At 37.1% G+C, this 16,340-nt stretch carries 10 protein-coding genes; 4 read left to right on the top strand and 6 right to left on the bottom strand.

Annotation, left to right across the window (positions count from 1 at the left end; genetic code table 11):
• Positions 1-10 precede the first annotated feature (10 nt).
• The 6 genes from cas3 to QME45_08110 are packed head-to-tail and all read right to left on the bottom strand — an operon-like array spanning position 11 to position 7,498.
• Positions 11-2,365: a CRISPR-associated helicase Cas3' gene (gene cas3 / locus QME45_08135; GenBank protein ID MDI6618632.1), complete on the bottom strand. Its 2,355-nt coding sequence runs from the start codon at positions 2,363-2,365 to the stop codon at positions 11-13.
• Entirely contained in the window at positions 2,343-3,059 is a 717-nt protein-coding gene (gene cas5b / locus QME45_08130) for a type I-B CRISPR-associated protein Cas5b (protein ID MDI6618631.1), read from the bottom strand. Before cas5b ends, cas3 begins: the two co-directional genes overlap by 23 nt.
• 10 nt (positions 3,060-3,069) lie before the next feature.
• Positions 3,070-3,981, bottom strand: a complete 912-nt coding sequence (gene cas7b / locus QME45_08125; protein MDI6618630.1) for a type I-B CRISPR-associated protein Cas7/Csh2 — start codon at positions 3,979-3,981, stop codon at positions 3,070-3,072.
• Positions 3,974-5,743: a TIGR02556 family CRISPR-associated protein gene (locus tag QME45_08120; protein ID MDI6618629.1), complete on the bottom strand. Its 1,770-nt coding sequence runs from the start codon at positions 5,741-5,743 to the stop codon at positions 3,974-3,976. Before QME45_08120 ends, cas7b begins: the two co-directional genes overlap by 8 nt.
• A gap of 13 nt (positions 5,744-5,756) precedes the next feature.
• Positions 5,757-6,497, bottom strand: a complete 741-nt coding sequence (gene cas6 / locus QME45_08115; GenBank protein ID MDI6618628.1) for a CRISPR-associated endoribonuclease Cas6 — start codon at positions 6,495-6,497, stop codon at positions 5,757-5,759.
• Between the two features lie 44 nt (positions 6,498-6,541).
• Positions 6,542-7,498: a TM1812 family CRISPR-associated protein gene (locus QME45_08110; GenBank protein MDI6618627.1), complete on the bottom strand. Its 957-nt coding sequence runs from the start codon at positions 7,496-7,498 to the stop codon at positions 6,542-6,544.
• Between the two features lie 500 nt (positions 7,499-7,998).
• Here QME45_08110 and QME45_08105 point away from each other — a divergent pair, with 500 nt between their 5' ends.
• The 4 genes from QME45_08105 (at position 7,999) to nifJ (ending at position 16,297) form a co-directional block, all read left to right on the top strand.
• Positions 7,999-9,309, top strand: coding sequence for an FAD-dependent oxidoreductase (locus QME45_08105; GenBank protein ID MDI6618626.1), 1,311 nt, complete (start codon positions 7,999-8,001; stop codon positions 9,307-9,309).
• A gap of 30 nt (positions 9,310-9,339) precedes the next feature.
• The gene (locus QME45_08100) at positions 9,340-11,082 is read left to right on the top strand and encodes a glycoside hydrolase family 2 TIM barrel-domain containing protein (GenBank protein ID MDI6618625.1); all 1,743 of its coding nucleotides are present in this window, start codon (positions 9,340-9,342) and stop codon (positions 11,080-11,082) included.
• A 190-nt stretch (positions 11,083-11,272) separates the two neighbouring features.
• The gene (locus QME45_08095) at positions 11,273-12,355 is read left to right on the top strand and encodes a DUF2961 domain-containing protein (GenBank protein MDI6618624.1); all 1,083 of its coding nucleotides are present in this window, start codon (positions 11,273-11,275) and stop codon (positions 12,353-12,355) included.
• 420 nt (positions 12,356-12,775) lie between these two features.
• Complete coding sequence (gene nifJ, locus QME45_08090; protein MDI6618623.1) at positions 12,776-16,297, top strand: pyruvate:ferredoxin (flavodoxin) oxidoreductase; 3,522 nt, start codon at positions 12,776-12,778, stop codon at positions 16,295-16,297.
• Positions 16,298-16,340: the final 43 nt, after the last annotated feature.

Raw genomic sequence — 16,340 nt, 5'->3', positions numbered from 1 at the left:
CCAAGAGTACCTACCATATACTAATAACTCCCTTAGTTATAAATCCAGTGTCACTGTCATAATAATCTTTCAAAGAATCATGATTTACATATTTGAAACCTTCTATATCAGGAGGCATGTTTTCTACTATTGCAGGTATGGATATGGTATATTTATAAAAATCTGCCTTGAAATTATAAAATAAATTTCTCCTTTCAAATAGATTTTTTATATTTTTAAGATTGATATATTTTTGCCACAGTTCTGATGCTTCTTTATTCAATTCTATAAATGTATCTACTTTATAATAACTGTTTTTAATAAGTGCAAATTTTGTCACACAAGTTCCGTCGTCACTATCATATTTAAGTTTATATATAGCATCCAGTATTTCTCTTGCTTCATCTTGTGAAGTACTATTTGAGACCTCGTAATAGTATTCTTGAACAATATTCAGCAGCTCGCTTTCATCTATGGAATCGTATTTATTTAGTATTTTATTGGTGATATTTAAAAGAACATTATCATATACATAGTTTGAATACTTTTTACCTTTTTCATCTACAAGTGATATAATATAAACTTTGCCTTGCCCGTTCCAATTTCTGTTGCATCTTCCTGCTGATTGGTTTATAGAATCCAATGGTGCCAAATCTCTGACCACCACATCAAAATCGATATCCACACCTGCCTCAACGAGCTGTGTTGTTACGGCAAACTTGTATTTGCCAGCCTTTATTTCGTTTATCCTGCAAAGCCTTTCATATGGAAGTACATGTGTGGATAGATATATTATATTCTCATTCGGAAGCTTGTTTTTAATGAGATTATAAAATTCCTGAGCGGACTTAATTGTATTCAATATGAATAAATAGCTTCTTCCATCATTTAAATCAAACATATTGCTGAGATCATTCAAAGTTATATTATCTTTTAATAGAGGATGTATTCTTACCCTATCCATTTCATAAAAGTATTTTTTCTCATCAACAAGAGGATATATTTCATCTTTCTTAAATATAAGCGGTTGTGTAGCTGTGACAAAAATTATATATGAATTGAGCTCAAATGCTATCGCTGATAACATTTTTTTCATAAGAAGCCAGTAATTAAAGGGTATTGACTGCACTTCATCCAGTATAATTATAGAATTAGCAAGTCTGTGAAATTTCCTTAAGGCACTATTCTTATTCGATATAATCGTGTGAAACAATTGAATAAATGTTGTTACGATTATTTCAGAATTCCACCCTTCTATCATTATTTTTGCCTTATCAGTTTCAAACTCCATATTACCTTTAGTATATTTTACATCTGACAAATGGTGATGCTTTAACAGCAAGTCTGAATTTATGCTAATTCCATTTGATTTCAATATTTTTTCAAATTCATTGGAATTCTGCTCGATTATGCTTAAAAAGGGTAACGAATATATTATACGATACCTTATATTTTTTTCTCTATATAATTTTTCTCTTAATTTTAATGCAAATGATATTGTTGTAAAGGTTTTTCCAAGACCTGTGGGAAGATTTATGGATAATATCCTTTTACTTAAATCAATTTCTCTATTGTTTACTTCCCTATAAGCCTTTTCTCTTAACATATTCATCTTGCTTTCTTTAAATGGGAGCATCTTTTTATATTTATCCACAACATTTCCCGGAATATTTATATCCTTTCTTAGTACATTATCTCCTATGACAACTTCGCTTTTATCAGAATCAATCAAGAGCGAAAACATATAGTTTACATAAATATACCTTGTAATATCTTCACTTTTAATTATTTTTCTTAAAGTTCTTCTTACATGCTTTAGTTCATTTTTTATAGAGCAAATATATTGCTTGATAGTCTCTTTATTTAGAATAGTATTAAAGCCTATTTTGTTGAGATTATCATTTAATATCCCGAATTTGATCATATCGATACTTTCAAGCTGTTTTTGCATTATAGAAATGTCTTCATCTTCAATTATTGTTTCATTTAAAATATCATCAAGATCTCCGTGGTGCTTTTTTACAATAACAAAAGAGATGAAAGGAAGTAATACACTTTCATCTTCTTTTAAATTATATTTCCCTATGACATTTTTTACAGCGAAGTAACATATTACTGCCGATATCAAAGAGTGGCGCGTCTCCTTTAATCCTTTATACTTTTCCTTATTGTCCGATAATAGATAGTCCTGAAAGTATACTGTGGATTTACCGAGGTCATGGCATAAAGATGTAACAAAGGATATATCGGAAATCAGGCTTTTATCTTTTAGATTTATATCGCTTTCTCTTTCAAATTCATTTATAAGCTTTGAACAACCTACAAGATGCTTTTCAAGATATTTACCAGGATGGGAGTACAGGTTAGAATAATGTAATATGTTCATTATCAGAGACCTCCCAGCATCTCTCCACATGAGCTCTTATGCTTTTACCATCTATTTCATATATTATATCCTGGTAACTTGATACAACTCGTTTATCATCCATATCTACAGGAATATTCTCTTTAAAATATTTTTTACCACTTTCAAAATATATCATATCATCAGTGATGTCCTGCATAGGCAATATCGTTTGTATATCGACGTCGCAGTCATGAATTTCTTTTAATTCACATAAGCCTGCATAGCGATAATCTGCTATCATTTCGCTTAGTCCAAGGGAAAGCGTATAGACATTATTATGTTTTTTTATTTTATGAGTAATATCGTCAAAAAGACTTTTATCCTCATGGACAAAATATATCCTGAAAGCTGGGTCTTTTAGGAATTCTGTTTTTACCTGAGTTCTCGCTTCATGATTTTTCTTTTTGACTGGTGTCCAAAAATTATCCTTTGTGTTTATAAGGTTCAATCCCATCCTTAGTTTTTTAACAGGATTCATTATCCTTATGCCTATCTTACAATAATTGGAATTAAACACATTCAAATATTCATTTTTGTCTATTCCTTCTATTGCCCCAAGCATCCCTTTTACTGTCGGCGGCGGCGGAAATGAAAATGTAAGGGGGGATGATGTAGTATAGAATTTTCTGAAATGGCCAAAATCCCCGAATACATCAAATATCAATGCATCCATTTTTATCCCCTCAAAACTCAAGTTTTTCTAATTGGAAATCTCTTAATGCATCTTCTAATTTGCATACACTGTTATTGATAGAAAATATTGCCCTGTCATCTACGCTGTATCTTATGCCATCTATTTTATCTTTATTTGCATTTAATCCCTTTACTAATTCTGTTATATCTATCCTGCCATCTCTTATGTCTCTTATTTTCTCATCTTCCATGTTGTGTATGAATTTAATCCTTTTGTCCAGTTCGCCCATCTGATAATTATTCTCCCTGTATATAACTTGAAGAAGTATTCTTGGAGTATGTCCCATTTTTGAATTTGACATAAGATTCTTTGTGCCGTTCCACATAGCTTCGAGCATGAGATTAATATCATCATCAGTCAGAGGTATATCTTGGTTTTTAGCAGCATTTTCATTTATTATTCCGTAAAATGCTATTAATGAATATGGAAGTATATATTTCTCTGTGAATGTCCCCTGGTTATTGCCTACCTTGGATGGCATAACTGTTGTTCCTTTAATATATGTAATATTTACTTTATGAAGTGATCGCCCATATTTAAACTGTACAGGTCCGGTCAATGTCATAACTTTATCCTTTACGGCTGTTGTCGCCCCGAATAGCCTTACATCTATACATTTGTTTACTATTTCTTTATCCGTACCGAACTTACTCATCCTATCCTCTTTTGTACCCAGTTCTCCGTTTTCTTTTCTTGTTTCAAGTATAAATATGTCTTTCCCTTTATATTGCGCAAGGTAGTCCCTTATGGTCCTCTTCAAGCGAACATCTGTGACGATGTTTAAACCTGTTTCTTCGTCAATTCTCGGTTTGTTTTCATCAACAGGATCGCCATTTGGATTTGCAAAGCTTACATCATACAGGAATAAAATTTCTGAACGGTTTTGAATTAAATTACTCATTTACTTTTTCCTCCTCTTTTTTATAAATTATAGCTGTAAAATCATCGGCTAAATTCAAGCCACATGCAAAATAGAAATTTATCTCATCGATAGGTATGTTCCAGTTATCTCCCGACAATAAAAGATAATTGGAGGCTTCCCTCGCAAGGAGCCTTTTTCCTTTATCAAAGGCTTTATATTCTTCAAGCTTGTTTTGGACAGCTGGCAGAAGTCCTTTTATATCCCTTTCGGACATTTTTAAGCTTTTTAGATTTTTCATGAAAGGTTTTGCTCCTCCTCTATCGGTATATTGCTTTCTTAAAAGAAGCTCGGTTAATGCGCCAAGGAGAATAAGGCCTCTTTTTAAGGGCGTCTTGAAATCCTCTCCATATTTTTCAAATATGCCATCAAAAATTCTTTCCTCCATTTTTTTAACCTCCATATTTATCAATTTTAATTTTTCAAGGAAAGTGACTGTCATCATACCATCTTTAATCGAGTTTTTATAATATCTGTCAGCTATGAATTCCTCTCTAACCCTTTTCATTATAAATTTTACTAAAAGTGAATAATCAACGGCATTTCCTTTGAAAATCCTATCTGTTATATCAAGAAAATAACCATCTAGATCGCTGTTTCTTTTATTAATATCTGATTTCGATAAGAAGTTTCGTATGTTTTTAAATGTAAATCCTTCGTTGAATATTTTATCGACAGCTTCTTTCCCATCGAATATTTTCCTTAAATGAGATGGAAATACATCTTCTATCAAAAGCAGTATTCTTTCTGCAGAATTGGATCTTTTTATAAATAGGAAATTCAATGTCATAGTATCATCGGCATCTTTTAGATAATCGAGTATTTCATCTTCATCAGCGATAATTCTTTTTTTTGTGCTTTTTTTTAGTGAAACCAATTTATCTCTGCTTTTAAATATATCAAGTATGTCACTCTTTATGCTTTTTTCACCTATTATGAAATCAGGTATGAGCTGATATCTTAAACCGTAAAATTTAAAAGACAGATTTGACTCCACATATTTTTTGCCTTCTTCTAAAGCGAGTCTGCATTCAGGACAAACAGGATAATTTTTCCACGAATCCTTTTCGTTGAACCCTCCTGCAATATATCCTCTTTTATCTATTGTATAAAAAGCGTATGTATCGACTTTCCCAAATACTAGATCCCTTTTTTTGCCGCAGATGGAACATACTTTATCAGTAGAATACAGTTTCATGTATTTTTCGTTATCCTTGCGCAAAAGCAGATCTCTAAACACCTGGAAATCGCCTATATACTTATATCCGTTTTTATCAGCAAACCTTAGCATTAAGATTAATCCTTCTTTTTTCGGGAAATCATTTCTAAATTTTTTGATATTTTTTACTATATCTATGCTATTTTCATCAAGAAGTTTGTTTATTCTTTGCAATAGTGTCTTATAGCTGTCGTCCGTATCTATTTTTTTATAGTCAAGTTTTTTAAACCAGCCTTTTATTTTCATGTTGAAAGTTTTTTCAGGTTCTGTTATTTTTGCGGCAGGTGTTAAACCAGGGCCGTTTCCTCCACCGCTTGTATACATGTATCTGCTTACTTTTGCACTGTCATACTGCTCAATATTAACTCCATTATATTCGATATCAGTATCACTTATCACAAAATCTATCGTAATAACATTTTTATAACTGCCACCTGAATTTGGATTTTCTATGAGTACATCCAAAAGTTTCTTATTCTCAGTTTCAATTACCATTTCACCAAGATTTTTTATTGCATTTATCATTTTATCCCCCCTTTCAAATAATCTCAAAGCATCCAAATCCTTGAGGATTCTTGACTCCAAGGCCTGAATAATAAGCAAGCTTAAGTAAATCATAGCTGCTATCTATGTAATATATACCCATCCAGCCTTTAACCACTGTATCTTTATATTTCAGTATCTTTCGATATCTTGTATCTTCTTTGCCTATTGGGTTAAGATTAAAATGTGAGTCTGTTGGATTTTCACCATAAACGATTTCATATTTTTTTAGCAAATTTTTCTGGAGCAATATGGAAAAATTTTTATCCCAGGGAGAATAGTAATAAGTATATTTCACACCTTTATCTTCAATCGTCGAATCCATGACAACAGGGGATAAGAATTTTATCCTTGTCCTATTTTTAAATACAGGCGGATTTATAATATTTAATGAATTTAGCTGAAGTTTCTGGTTATTTATAATGCAATAATCCTTTTTAAACATATTTTTTGATATATCAAATATAAATTCATCTATAGGTGATGAAATAGTAAGCTTAAAAGGCGGTTTAATCGCGATCCTGCCCTCTTGCTTTAGAATTTTAAACTTACCTTCTAGCCTTGAGAATGTGAATAATTTGAATTGCCTTTTGCCATATTTGAATCCTTCATCATGAAGGAACTCGCTGAACTCGCTATCTGTCATCTGGTTATATATAAATCCCTGTAGAATATGGTTATATTGAAGAGGTAAATATAGGTCCTTATCACTTGTAAATTCTAATATAACTCGCATTTTGCCACCTCCTATGAATATATAATATCACAAAATTGTAAAAATTAGCACTTTATATTCAGAAGAATAGCACTTTTTTCAATAAACTCATCGAGCTTATTGATGAACATTTTATATTCCTTCGGGCACTGCCTATAACCGCCATGGTTTAAATCATTTCTAAAATCTCCTATATTTCTATATAGGTCCGACAGTTCCTTGGATATAAATGGTTTCAATTTTTTCCTTATCTGTTTTTCCGAATCTGTAAGTTTATTTATACTCTCTTCATGACAAAAACTACCTAATACCGAGTCAATAACCTGTCTAAGACTACATTTCTGATCGGGATTTTTATCATTTGATATATCTTTTATAGGCCAGATATCGAATCCGGCTTTCTTACATGCGTAGTTTATTATATTTTCACGAAGCAATGTATATGCCTGTTGTATAAGTTTGAAATCCCTGCAGAGGCATACAGTGTAATGAACATCTTTTATTATATCCCCCGTATATGGTTCAACTTTTGATAATATCTTCTCCACTATTTTCTCAAGAGGTTTTAACTCATCTATATTTTTATCCTTATCTTTATTGAAATAAAGTTTTTCAAGAATAGCTAATATATTTAACTGGTTCTTGATTTTTTCTTCTGACGAACTTAATGTATAATTCTTTTGTATCTTGCAATCTCTGCATATTATATTGTAGCTTTTTTCTAGATTGATTTTTGCATCTTTAATATTAAGGTTGTCCCATGAATTATAAGCTTTTGAAATATACTTCAATGCAGCATATTCTCCATTTGTACCCGGGACCCTGGAATCTAAATTTTCGAAAATTCTGAAGGCCGAAGTATAATCCATGGCATTAAACAAATATATTGCCTTATCTTTCTCAATATTTCCAAATACTTTGTATGGATCGTCTACAAAGTATAACTTTTCATGTCCGGGGTTAGGTTTTTTAAGATCGTTAAGGTAATCGTCATTTCCTATATAAACTAATTTTGCACCTATTATAGTTATATACGATTTTAAAGTATTCCTGTATTAATCCCATCAATTTATTCTTATAAAAATTTTCAGCAGATATTCTTTTTTCACTTGTATCACGTTGCATCAGTTTCCATTCATTCCCGATCAAGCGTATCCTGCTTTTCAAAAAATCCAGTCCGACATTTTCATTCATGTTATATATCATTTCCCTTTGATTATAAGTATCGATTTTTACATAAAATCTATAAACAGGTACTAGCTAAATGATGAAAGAAACATGACTATTATTTATCAATTATTAGACATTAATTTTTCTATTATATGGCATTTTGTTACAATATATTATGCTACTTCTGCATAAAAAATGAAATTCCTTCTTATTTTTCTATATTTTATTTAAAAATTATAAAGCTTTTATAATTGTAAGTATTATAGGATTACATTTATAAAGCAATAAGTGGTAGTATGATATTATGTGAAAATTTTGCTTACTACGTTTTATTGAAAGAAGGTATGTGATAATGGAAAAGGTAAAGTACTGCCGTGAAGTAGAAGTAGCAGGTAAATTTGATGTAGTTGTGGCGGGGTCGGGGCCTGCGGGTCTTGCAGCAGCTGTAACGAGCGCAAGGGCAGGTATGAAGACTGCGCTTGTGGAGAGGTATGGTGTTCTGGGAGGAAACTTAACTTCCGGGTTGGTGGGACCTATTATGGGTTCCGTATCAAGCGGTACCATTGCCGATGAAATTGAAAAAAAGCTGGGCATCTGGAATAATTGGTGCGAGCATGATGTGGAAGATGCGAAAAGATTGTTTATCGAGATGGCTGTGGATGCAGGAGTAGATGTATACCTGCAGACATCTGTTGTCGATGTGCTTATGAATGGAGATACCATTGACGGACTTGTCGTTGCAAGTAAAAGCGGGCTGGAAGTGATAAAAGGCAGGATTTTTGTAGATGCCACCGGAGATGGAGTGGTTTCTTATATGGCAGGAGCAGAGTGCATGATGGGCCGTGATTCAGATAATTTGGTCCAGCCTGCCACACTTATGTTTATAATCTCCAATGTCGATGACGATAAGGTTATCGACTGTGGGAAAGAAGATTATCCGGAAGGTACGCCGGAGCATAAGTTTGTTGAGCTTTGCAAGCAAAAGTCACTTGAGGGTGAACTTCCTTCGAATGTTTCAATTGTAAGGCTTTATAAAACCATACGCAAGGGTGAAAGGATGATAAATGCCACTCAGGCCAATTACATAAACGGTTTGGACCACAGTGATATTTGCAAGGCGGAGGTAGACCTTCGCAAGCAGATAGACAAGGTCGTTGACTTCTTAAGAAAATATATGCCCGGCTGTGAAAACTGTTATGTCAAGGAAAGTTCAAATACTCTGGGGATCAGGGAAAGCCGGAGGGTAAAGGGCATGTATGTTATGAAGGATGAGGACCTTATAGAAGGAAGAAAATTCGAAGATGTAGTGGTGCACAATGCAGTTTTTGTTATAGATATCCATAACCCCGCTGGAGGCGGGCAGGCTGAAGGCGTAGCCGACAGCACCCCCATAGGTGCGGCGGCTAAAGTTAAACCTTATGATATTCCATACAGGTGCTTTGTCCCGGTAAAGGTCGGGAATCTTTATACGGCCGGGCGCTGTATTTCAGGTACCCACAGGGCCCATGCATCATACAGGGTCATGAAGATATGCATGGCTATGGGACAGGCTGTAGGTACAGCAGCCGGATTGTGCGTACAAAAGGGGTCAAAACCGGGAGAGCTTGATTACAGGTTGGTCCAGAAGGCACTTGTTAAGCAGGGAGTAAATTTATTTGACTGACCTTAGGCGACTTATTAAGGAGGATTTTATATGGAAAATGCTGATTGCAAGATACCGAGGCCGGAGTATCCGCGCCCGCAGATGGTGAGGGAGAAATGGTTGAATCTCAATGGACGCTGGGAATTCGAAATCGATAACGGCAAAAGCGGAAGGGCAAGGAGGCTGTTTGAATCGGAAAAACTAAGGGGCGGCATTATCGTGCCCTTTTGCCCTGAAAGCAGGCTTTCAGGTGTTGAATATAATGATTTTATGGAATCGGTCTGGTACAGGAGGGAATTTGTCATACCCGAGGACTGGTATTCAAGAAGGGTGCTTATACATTTTGGCGCTGTGGATTATGCTGCCGAGGTATGGGTTAACGGCATGTCTGCTGGCAATCACATGGGCGGTTATACCCCTTTTACTTTCGATATAACGGATTTAATAAAGAAGGGAATAAATATTGTTACTGTTTGTGCCGAGGATGATGTACGCTCCGGTTTGCAGCCGAGAGGAAAACAGAGCAGCGAGTATTATTCACATGGGTGCGATTATACGAGGACTACGGGCATATGGCAGACAGTATGGCTCGAAAGCGTGCCTGAAAGTTATATTTCATCTTTTAAATATATACCTGATCCTGGGAACAAATGTCTCCATATAGAGGCATTTTTTAAAGGCAGCCCATCAGGCCTAAACTTCAAGGCAGAGGCGATGTTCAATGGAAAAATTGAAGGCAGGGGAGAATCGGTTGTAATAGGTAATCATACAAATCTCACTATAGGACTCGATAAAGTCCACCTGTGGGAGATAGGCAGCCCCAATCTTTATGATATTGTTCTTACATTATCTGAAGGCGGCAGCCCTATAGATAATATAAAGAGTTATTTTGGGCTGAGGAGCGTTTCGCTAAGCAGCAGTGCGATACTCATAAACGGGAAGCCTGTTTTTCAAAGGCTTGTTTTGGATCAGGGCTTTTACCCTGATGGAATTTATACGGCACCTTCAGAGAAATGTTTGAAAAATGATATTGAAATATCGATGGGACTCGGTTTTAATGGTGCCAGGCTGCATCAAAAAGTATTTGAACCGGGATTTTTGTACTGGGCCGATAAAATGGGTTACATGGTATGGGGAGAGCAGGGAAGCTGGGGCTTGAATATCACGAATCCCATGGGGCTCCAGAGGTTTCTGCCTGAATGGATGGAAGAGATTGAAAGGGATTTTAACCATCCGGCGATTGTGGGCTGGTGTCCTTTTAATGAGACTTGGGACAATAATGGTACGAAACAGGATGATGAAGTTTTAAGGATTGTTTACAACGTGACAAAAGCATTGGATACATCGCGTCCCGTGATCGATACGAGCGGCAATTATCATGTAGTGACAGACATATTCGATGTGCATGATTATGACCAGAATGTTGCAAACTTTGCAAAGAGATATGAACCCATGAAAAATGGAGGAGAGGTATTCGTGTCGTTCCCGGAGAGGCAGAAATATGATGGTCAGCCTTATTTTGTAAGCGAATATGGCGGCATAAAGTGGAGTCCCGGGAATAAAAATGGCTGGGGTTACGGGCAGAACCCTTCAAGTGAAGAAGAGTTTATTGAGCGGTACAGGGGACTTACCGGTGTGCTTTTAAATAACCCCGGGATTTGTGCATTCTGTTATACTCAGCTTTATGATATAGAGCAGGAAGTCAACGGTCTCTATACCTATGATAGAAAGCCAAAATTTGATCCTGAAATAATCAGGGCTATTAACAGCCAACCCGCAGCTATCGAGAAATAGTTCAATTTGTAATTTGAACTTGTGTTATATTGAACACTCATTCATCGGATTGGAGTGTATATAATTTTATGTTTTCTATAAAATGGGCGCATTTATTGCTGTAATTTAAGAATGAAAAATAATTTTATATAGCTTTTATGTGAAAATTTTGATATCATATGAATGAAAAATCAAAACGGGAGGTACTTAAATGAATAATTTTGACGGTTTGAATGTTAACATGGGCAATCTTCATTTAATATCATCTGCCAAAACGAGATCGATAAGCGCAGAGAATTTTACAGGTGAGAAAGGCAAGGCCGGAACGGCCACCGAGGGCACCGGCAAAAGGGCTGCAAGCAAATTGGGACGTGGATGGAAGATATCGCCTTCGGTCGTCATACATAGCGGTGAGACGTTTAAGATAGCCGATATTAAAGGCCCCGGGGCCATACAGCATATCTGGTTGACTCCGACTGGAAAGTGGAGAAACAGCATACTTAGAATATACTGGGATGGCCAGAAAAATCCTTCAGTTGAATGCCCTGTCGGAGACTTTTTCGCATGCGGCTGGAATAGATATGCTCAGGTAAGTTCCCTTGCCGTATGTGTAAATCCGGGCAGTGCCTTTAACTGCTATTGGAACATGCCGTTTAAAAAGAGCTGCAGGATGACCATGACAAACATTGGCGCCGATGATATGACGTTGTATTACCAGATTGACTATACTCTAACCGACGTGCCTGATAATGCCGCATATTTCCATGCTCAGTTCAGGCGTGTAAACCCATTGCCCTATAAGAAAGTTTATACAATACTTGACGGTGTGAAGGGCCAGGGACATTATGTCGGAACATATATAGCCTGGGGTTCGAACAACGCAGGCTGGTGGGGCGAAGGGGAAATAAAGTTTTATCTGGATGGAGACAAAGAATATCCTACTATATGCGGGACCGGCACTGAGGATTATTTTTGCGGCTCATACAATTTTGAAAATCAGAAAACACACGATTATCAGGAGTTTACGACTCCATACAGCGGTTTGTGCCAGGTAATCCGTCCGGACGGGTTGTATAGTTCCCAGACGCGGTTTGGCCTGTACAGGTGGCATATTGCCGATCCAATACGTTTTGAAAGTGATATTAAGGTAACCATTCAGGCTTTAGGCTGGAGGGAAGGTGGATATTACCTTCCATTGAGGGATGATATAGCATCTGTGGCTTTCTGGTACCAGACGCTGCCTACAGCCCAATTTCCAGCTCTTCCTGACAAAGACAGTCTTGAGATAATTTAACTTTTTCGGCCCGATGGATTTGTCCTTCGGGCCATTTCCATAATCTAAATTTTTACATGAAACACAAGAGAAGGCATAGAATCTATGTTATTTATTGTGTTATATATTGAAAAAATAATCTGTATTAGTTAAAATTATTATTGTGATATGTACTTTATATTTAATACTTGTGATATAATTATTATTGAAAAAGTGTAATACTGTTTGGTATTTACTTTTGTTTGATGAGTTTTTTGCCCGCATACTCGTGACTTTAGTCGTTAGGGAGTTCAAATTTATAACCAGGCTGTTTTATATAAACCCTGGTTATAAATGTTGCTTTGAAAGCAGGGGGGACAAACTGTTAGACAAATGTAGATGCCTTCAGGTTGACAGCATAAGGGAATGACATAAATATTATCTGTAAGGGGAGGAAGTTATATGACAAAAGCTATGAAAACCATGGATGGGAATGAGGCTGCTGCACATGTTGCCTATGCATTTACAGAAGTTGCAGCCATATATCCTATAACTCCATCATCGCCAATGGCTGAGCATGTCGATGAATGGGCAGCCCATGGAAGGACTAATATTTTCGGGCAAAAGGTAAAGGTTGCAGAAATGCAGTCGGAAGCAGGAGCTTCAGGCGCTGTTCACGGTTCACTTTCAGCAGGGGCTTTGACTACTACATTCACAGCTTCACAGGGATTGCTCCTTATGATTCCTAATATGTATAAAATTGCAGGAGAGCTTTTGCCTGCTGTATTTCATGTATCAGCGCGTGCAGTTGCAACACATGCACTTTCGATATTCGGAGATCATTCCGATGTCATGGCATGCAGACAGACCGGATTTGCCATGTTAGCATCAGGAAGCGTTCAGGAAGTTATGGATTTAGGCGGAATAGCTCATCTTGCCGCTATAAAATCAAGGATACCGTTTTTACATTTCTTTGATGGATTCAGGACATCCCATGAGATTCAAAAGATAGAAGTCATCGATTATGATGAATTCAAAAAGTTGTTGGACTATGAAGCTTTGAAGGAATTCAGAGCAAGATCTTTAAATCCTGAACATCCGATGGTAAAGGGTACTGCTCAAAATCCTGATATATTTTTCCAGGCAAAAGAGGCTTCAAATAGATTTTATGATGCAGTTCCGGATATTGTTGAAGATTATATGAGAAAGATTGAAAAAGTTACAGGGAGAGCATATCATCCATTTAATTATTATGGGGACCCTGAAGCTGAAAATGTTATAGTCGCCATGGGTTCTGTATGCGATACAGCTGAGGAAGTCATAGACTTTTTAAGGGCAAAGGGTGAAAAGGTCGGAGTGCTCAAGGTTCATTTGTACAGGCCTTTCTCAGCAAAATATTTCTTCAACGTTATGCCAAAGACAGTGAAGAAGATTGCCGTCCTCGACAGGACTAAGGAGAGCGGAGCGCTCGGAGAGCCGTTATTTGAAGATGTACGTACGTTATACTTTGACAGCGATGTAAGGCCTGTAATTGTCGGAGGCCGTTACGGTCTTGGTTCAAAGGATACTACGCCTGCTCAGATACTTGCAGTATATGAAAACTTAAAGCAGGCAAAGCCAAAGAATCATTTTACAATCGGCATTGTAGATGATGTTACAAATCTTTCGCTTCCTGTAAAGGAAGACATAAATACGACACCGGAAGGGACAATACAGTGCAAGTTCTGGGGACTTGGTTCAGACGGTACTGTGGGAGCCAACAAGAGTGCTATAAAGATAATAGGTGACAATACGGACTTATACGCCCAGGCTTATTTCGCATATGATTCAAAGAAATCAGGCGGAGTTACGATGTCACATTTAAGGTTTGGCAAAAAGCCTATAAAATCTCCATACCTTATAAATCAGGCAGATTTTATCGCCTGCCACAACCAATCCTATGTATACAATTATGATGTTTTGGCAGGATTGAAAAAAGGCGGCACATTCCTCTTAAACTGCATGTGGACACCGGAAGAGGTTGAAGAAAAGCTTCCAAGTTCAATGAAGAGGTATATCGCAAAAAATGATATCAAGTTCTATACTATAAACGCAGTAAAGATAGCATCCGAAATAGGGCTTGGCGGAAGGATAAACATGATAATGCAGTCAGCATTCTTCAAACTGGCAAATGTTATTCCTATTGATGAAGCTATCGTTCATATGAAAAAAGATGTTGTAAAGCTTTATGGCAGAAAAGGCGAAAATGTCGTCAAGATGAACCATACAGCCATAGACAGAGGAGTCAATGCATTAGTCAAGATAAATTACCCATCATCATGGGCTGATGCGGCGGATGCTGATGAAGCAGCTGCAGCAAAGGATATCCCCGATTTTGTAAAGAATGTGGTTATTCCTATGGACAGGCAGGAGGGAGACAAACTTCCTGTAAGCACGTTTGTAGGAAGAGAAGACGGTTCATTCCCAATGGGAACAGCTGCATATGAAAAGCGCGGTATAGCCGTTAAGATTCCTGTATGGGACAGCACAAAATGCATAGAGTGCACCCAGTGCTCTTATGTATGCCCGCACGCTGCAATAAGACCGATACTTCTAAATGAAGAAGAAGCAAAGAGAGCTCCGGAAACATTTGTAACCAAAAAAGCTCTTGGCGGGAAGCAGTTTGAAGGATACAAGTTCAGGATTCAGGTAAGTCCTCTTGATTGTGTAGGCTGCGGAAGCTGCGCAAATGTTTGCCCTGCTAAAGGAAAAGCTCTTACTATGGAGCCTCTTGAAGGACAGCTTGAGGCACAGACAAAGAACTGGGACTTCGCTACAACAGTTGAGGTTAAAGACAATCTCATGAGGCGCGATACTGTAAAGGGAAGCCAGTTTGCACAGCCGCTTTTAGAGTTTTCCGGCGCATGCGCAGGTTGCGGAGAGACACCCTATGCCAAACTTGTAACCCAGTTGTTTGGAGATAGGATGTTGATAGCCAATGCAACAGGATGTTCGTCTATTTGGGGGGCATCGGCACCATCGATTCCTTATTGCGTAAATAAAGAAGGCAAAGGGCCTGCATGGGCTAACTCATTGTTTGAGGATAATGCTGAATACGGATACGGCATGTTCCTTGGAGTAAGACAGATAAGGGAAAAACTTGCAGATCTTATAAAAGAAGCATTAAACTTAGATGTAAGCAACGAATTAAAAGATGCATTTAACGCATGGCTTGCAGGCAAGAATAATGCCGCAGAATCCAAGGCTGCTACTTATAAGATGTTGCCGCTTTTAGGGCAGTATGCAGCAAATCCTGTTATAAAGGAAATAATAGACAAGAAAGACTTTCTTATAAAGAAATCCCAGTGGATATTCGGTGGAGACGGTTGGGCATATGATATAGGATATGGCGGACTCGACCACGTTATAGCTCAGGGAGAAGATGTAAACATACTTGTATTTGATACGGAAGTTTATTCAAATACAGGCGGACAATCGTCAAAATCCACTCCGACTGCTGCTGTAGCTAAATTTGCTGCATCAGGAAAGAGAATAAGGAAGAAAGACCTCGGAGCAATGGCTATGACATACAGCTATGTATATGTTGCCCAGATCGCATTGGGTGCCAATATGAGCCAGGCAATAAAGGCCATAACTGAGGCTGAAAGCTATCCTGGTCCATCGCTCATAATAGGTTATGCTCCATGTATCAACCATGGACTTAAAGCAGGCATGGGAAAGAGCATAGAGGAAGAGAAGAAAGCAGTGAATGCAGGCTACTGGCAGCTGTACAGATACAATCCGGTCCTTAAAGAACAGGGCAAGAATCCGTTTACGCTTGATTCGAAAGAACCTACAGGTTCATTTAAGGATTTCTTGATGGGAGAGGTACGTTACGCATCTCTTGTTAAAGCCTTCCCGGACACCGCTGAGGAATTATTCAAAAAGTCGGAAGAAGATGCAAAAGAGAGGCTGGCAAATTATAAGAGAATGTCTGAACTATAATTTTAATATAAAAAAACATCACGGCTTAAATAGGAGCCGTGAT

The organism is Clostridiales bacterium, from assembly GCA_030016385.1.
GTDB lineage: Bacteria > Bacillota > Clostridia > Clostridiales > Oxobacteraceae > JASEJN01.
Note: the sequence above shows the minus strand (reverse complement) of the source record. Positions and strands in the feature narration are given on the sequence as shown.

Bases quoted from the DNA above. Each gene is read 5' to 3' on its own strand.
- cas3 (MDI6618632.1), bottom strand. From the start codon at position 2,365: ATGAACATATTACATTATTCTAACCTGTACTCCCATCCTGGTAAATAT.
- cas5b (MDI6618631.1), bottom strand. From the start codon at position 3,059: ATGGATGCATTGATATTTGATGTATTCGGGGATTTTGGCCATTTCAGA.
- cas7b (MDI6618630.1), bottom strand. From the start codon at position 3,981: ATGAGTAATTTAATTCAAAACCGTTCAGAAATTTTATTCCTGTATGAT.
- QME45_08120 (MDI6618629.1), bottom strand. From the start codon at position 5,743: ATGATAAATGCAATAAAAAATCTTGGTGAAATGGTAATTGAAACTGAG.
- cas6 (MDI6618628.1), bottom strand. From the start codon at position 6,497: ATGCGAGTTATATTAGAATTTACAAGTGATAAGGACCTATATTTACCT.
- QME45_08105 (MDI6618626.1), top strand. From the start codon at position 7,999: ATGGAAAAGGTAAAGTACTGCCGTGAAGTAGAAGTAGCAGGTAAATTT.
- QME45_08100 (MDI6618625.1), top strand. From the start codon at position 9,340: ATGGAAAATGCTGATTGCAAGATACCGAGGCCGGAGTATCCGCGCCCG.
- QME45_08095 (MDI6618624.1), top strand. From the start codon at position 11,273: ATGAATAATTTTGACGGTTTGAATGTTAACATGGGCAATCTTCATTTA.
- nifJ (MDI6618623.1), top strand. From the start codon at position 12,776: ATGACAAAAGCTATGAAAACCATGGATGGGAATGAGGCTGCTGCACAT.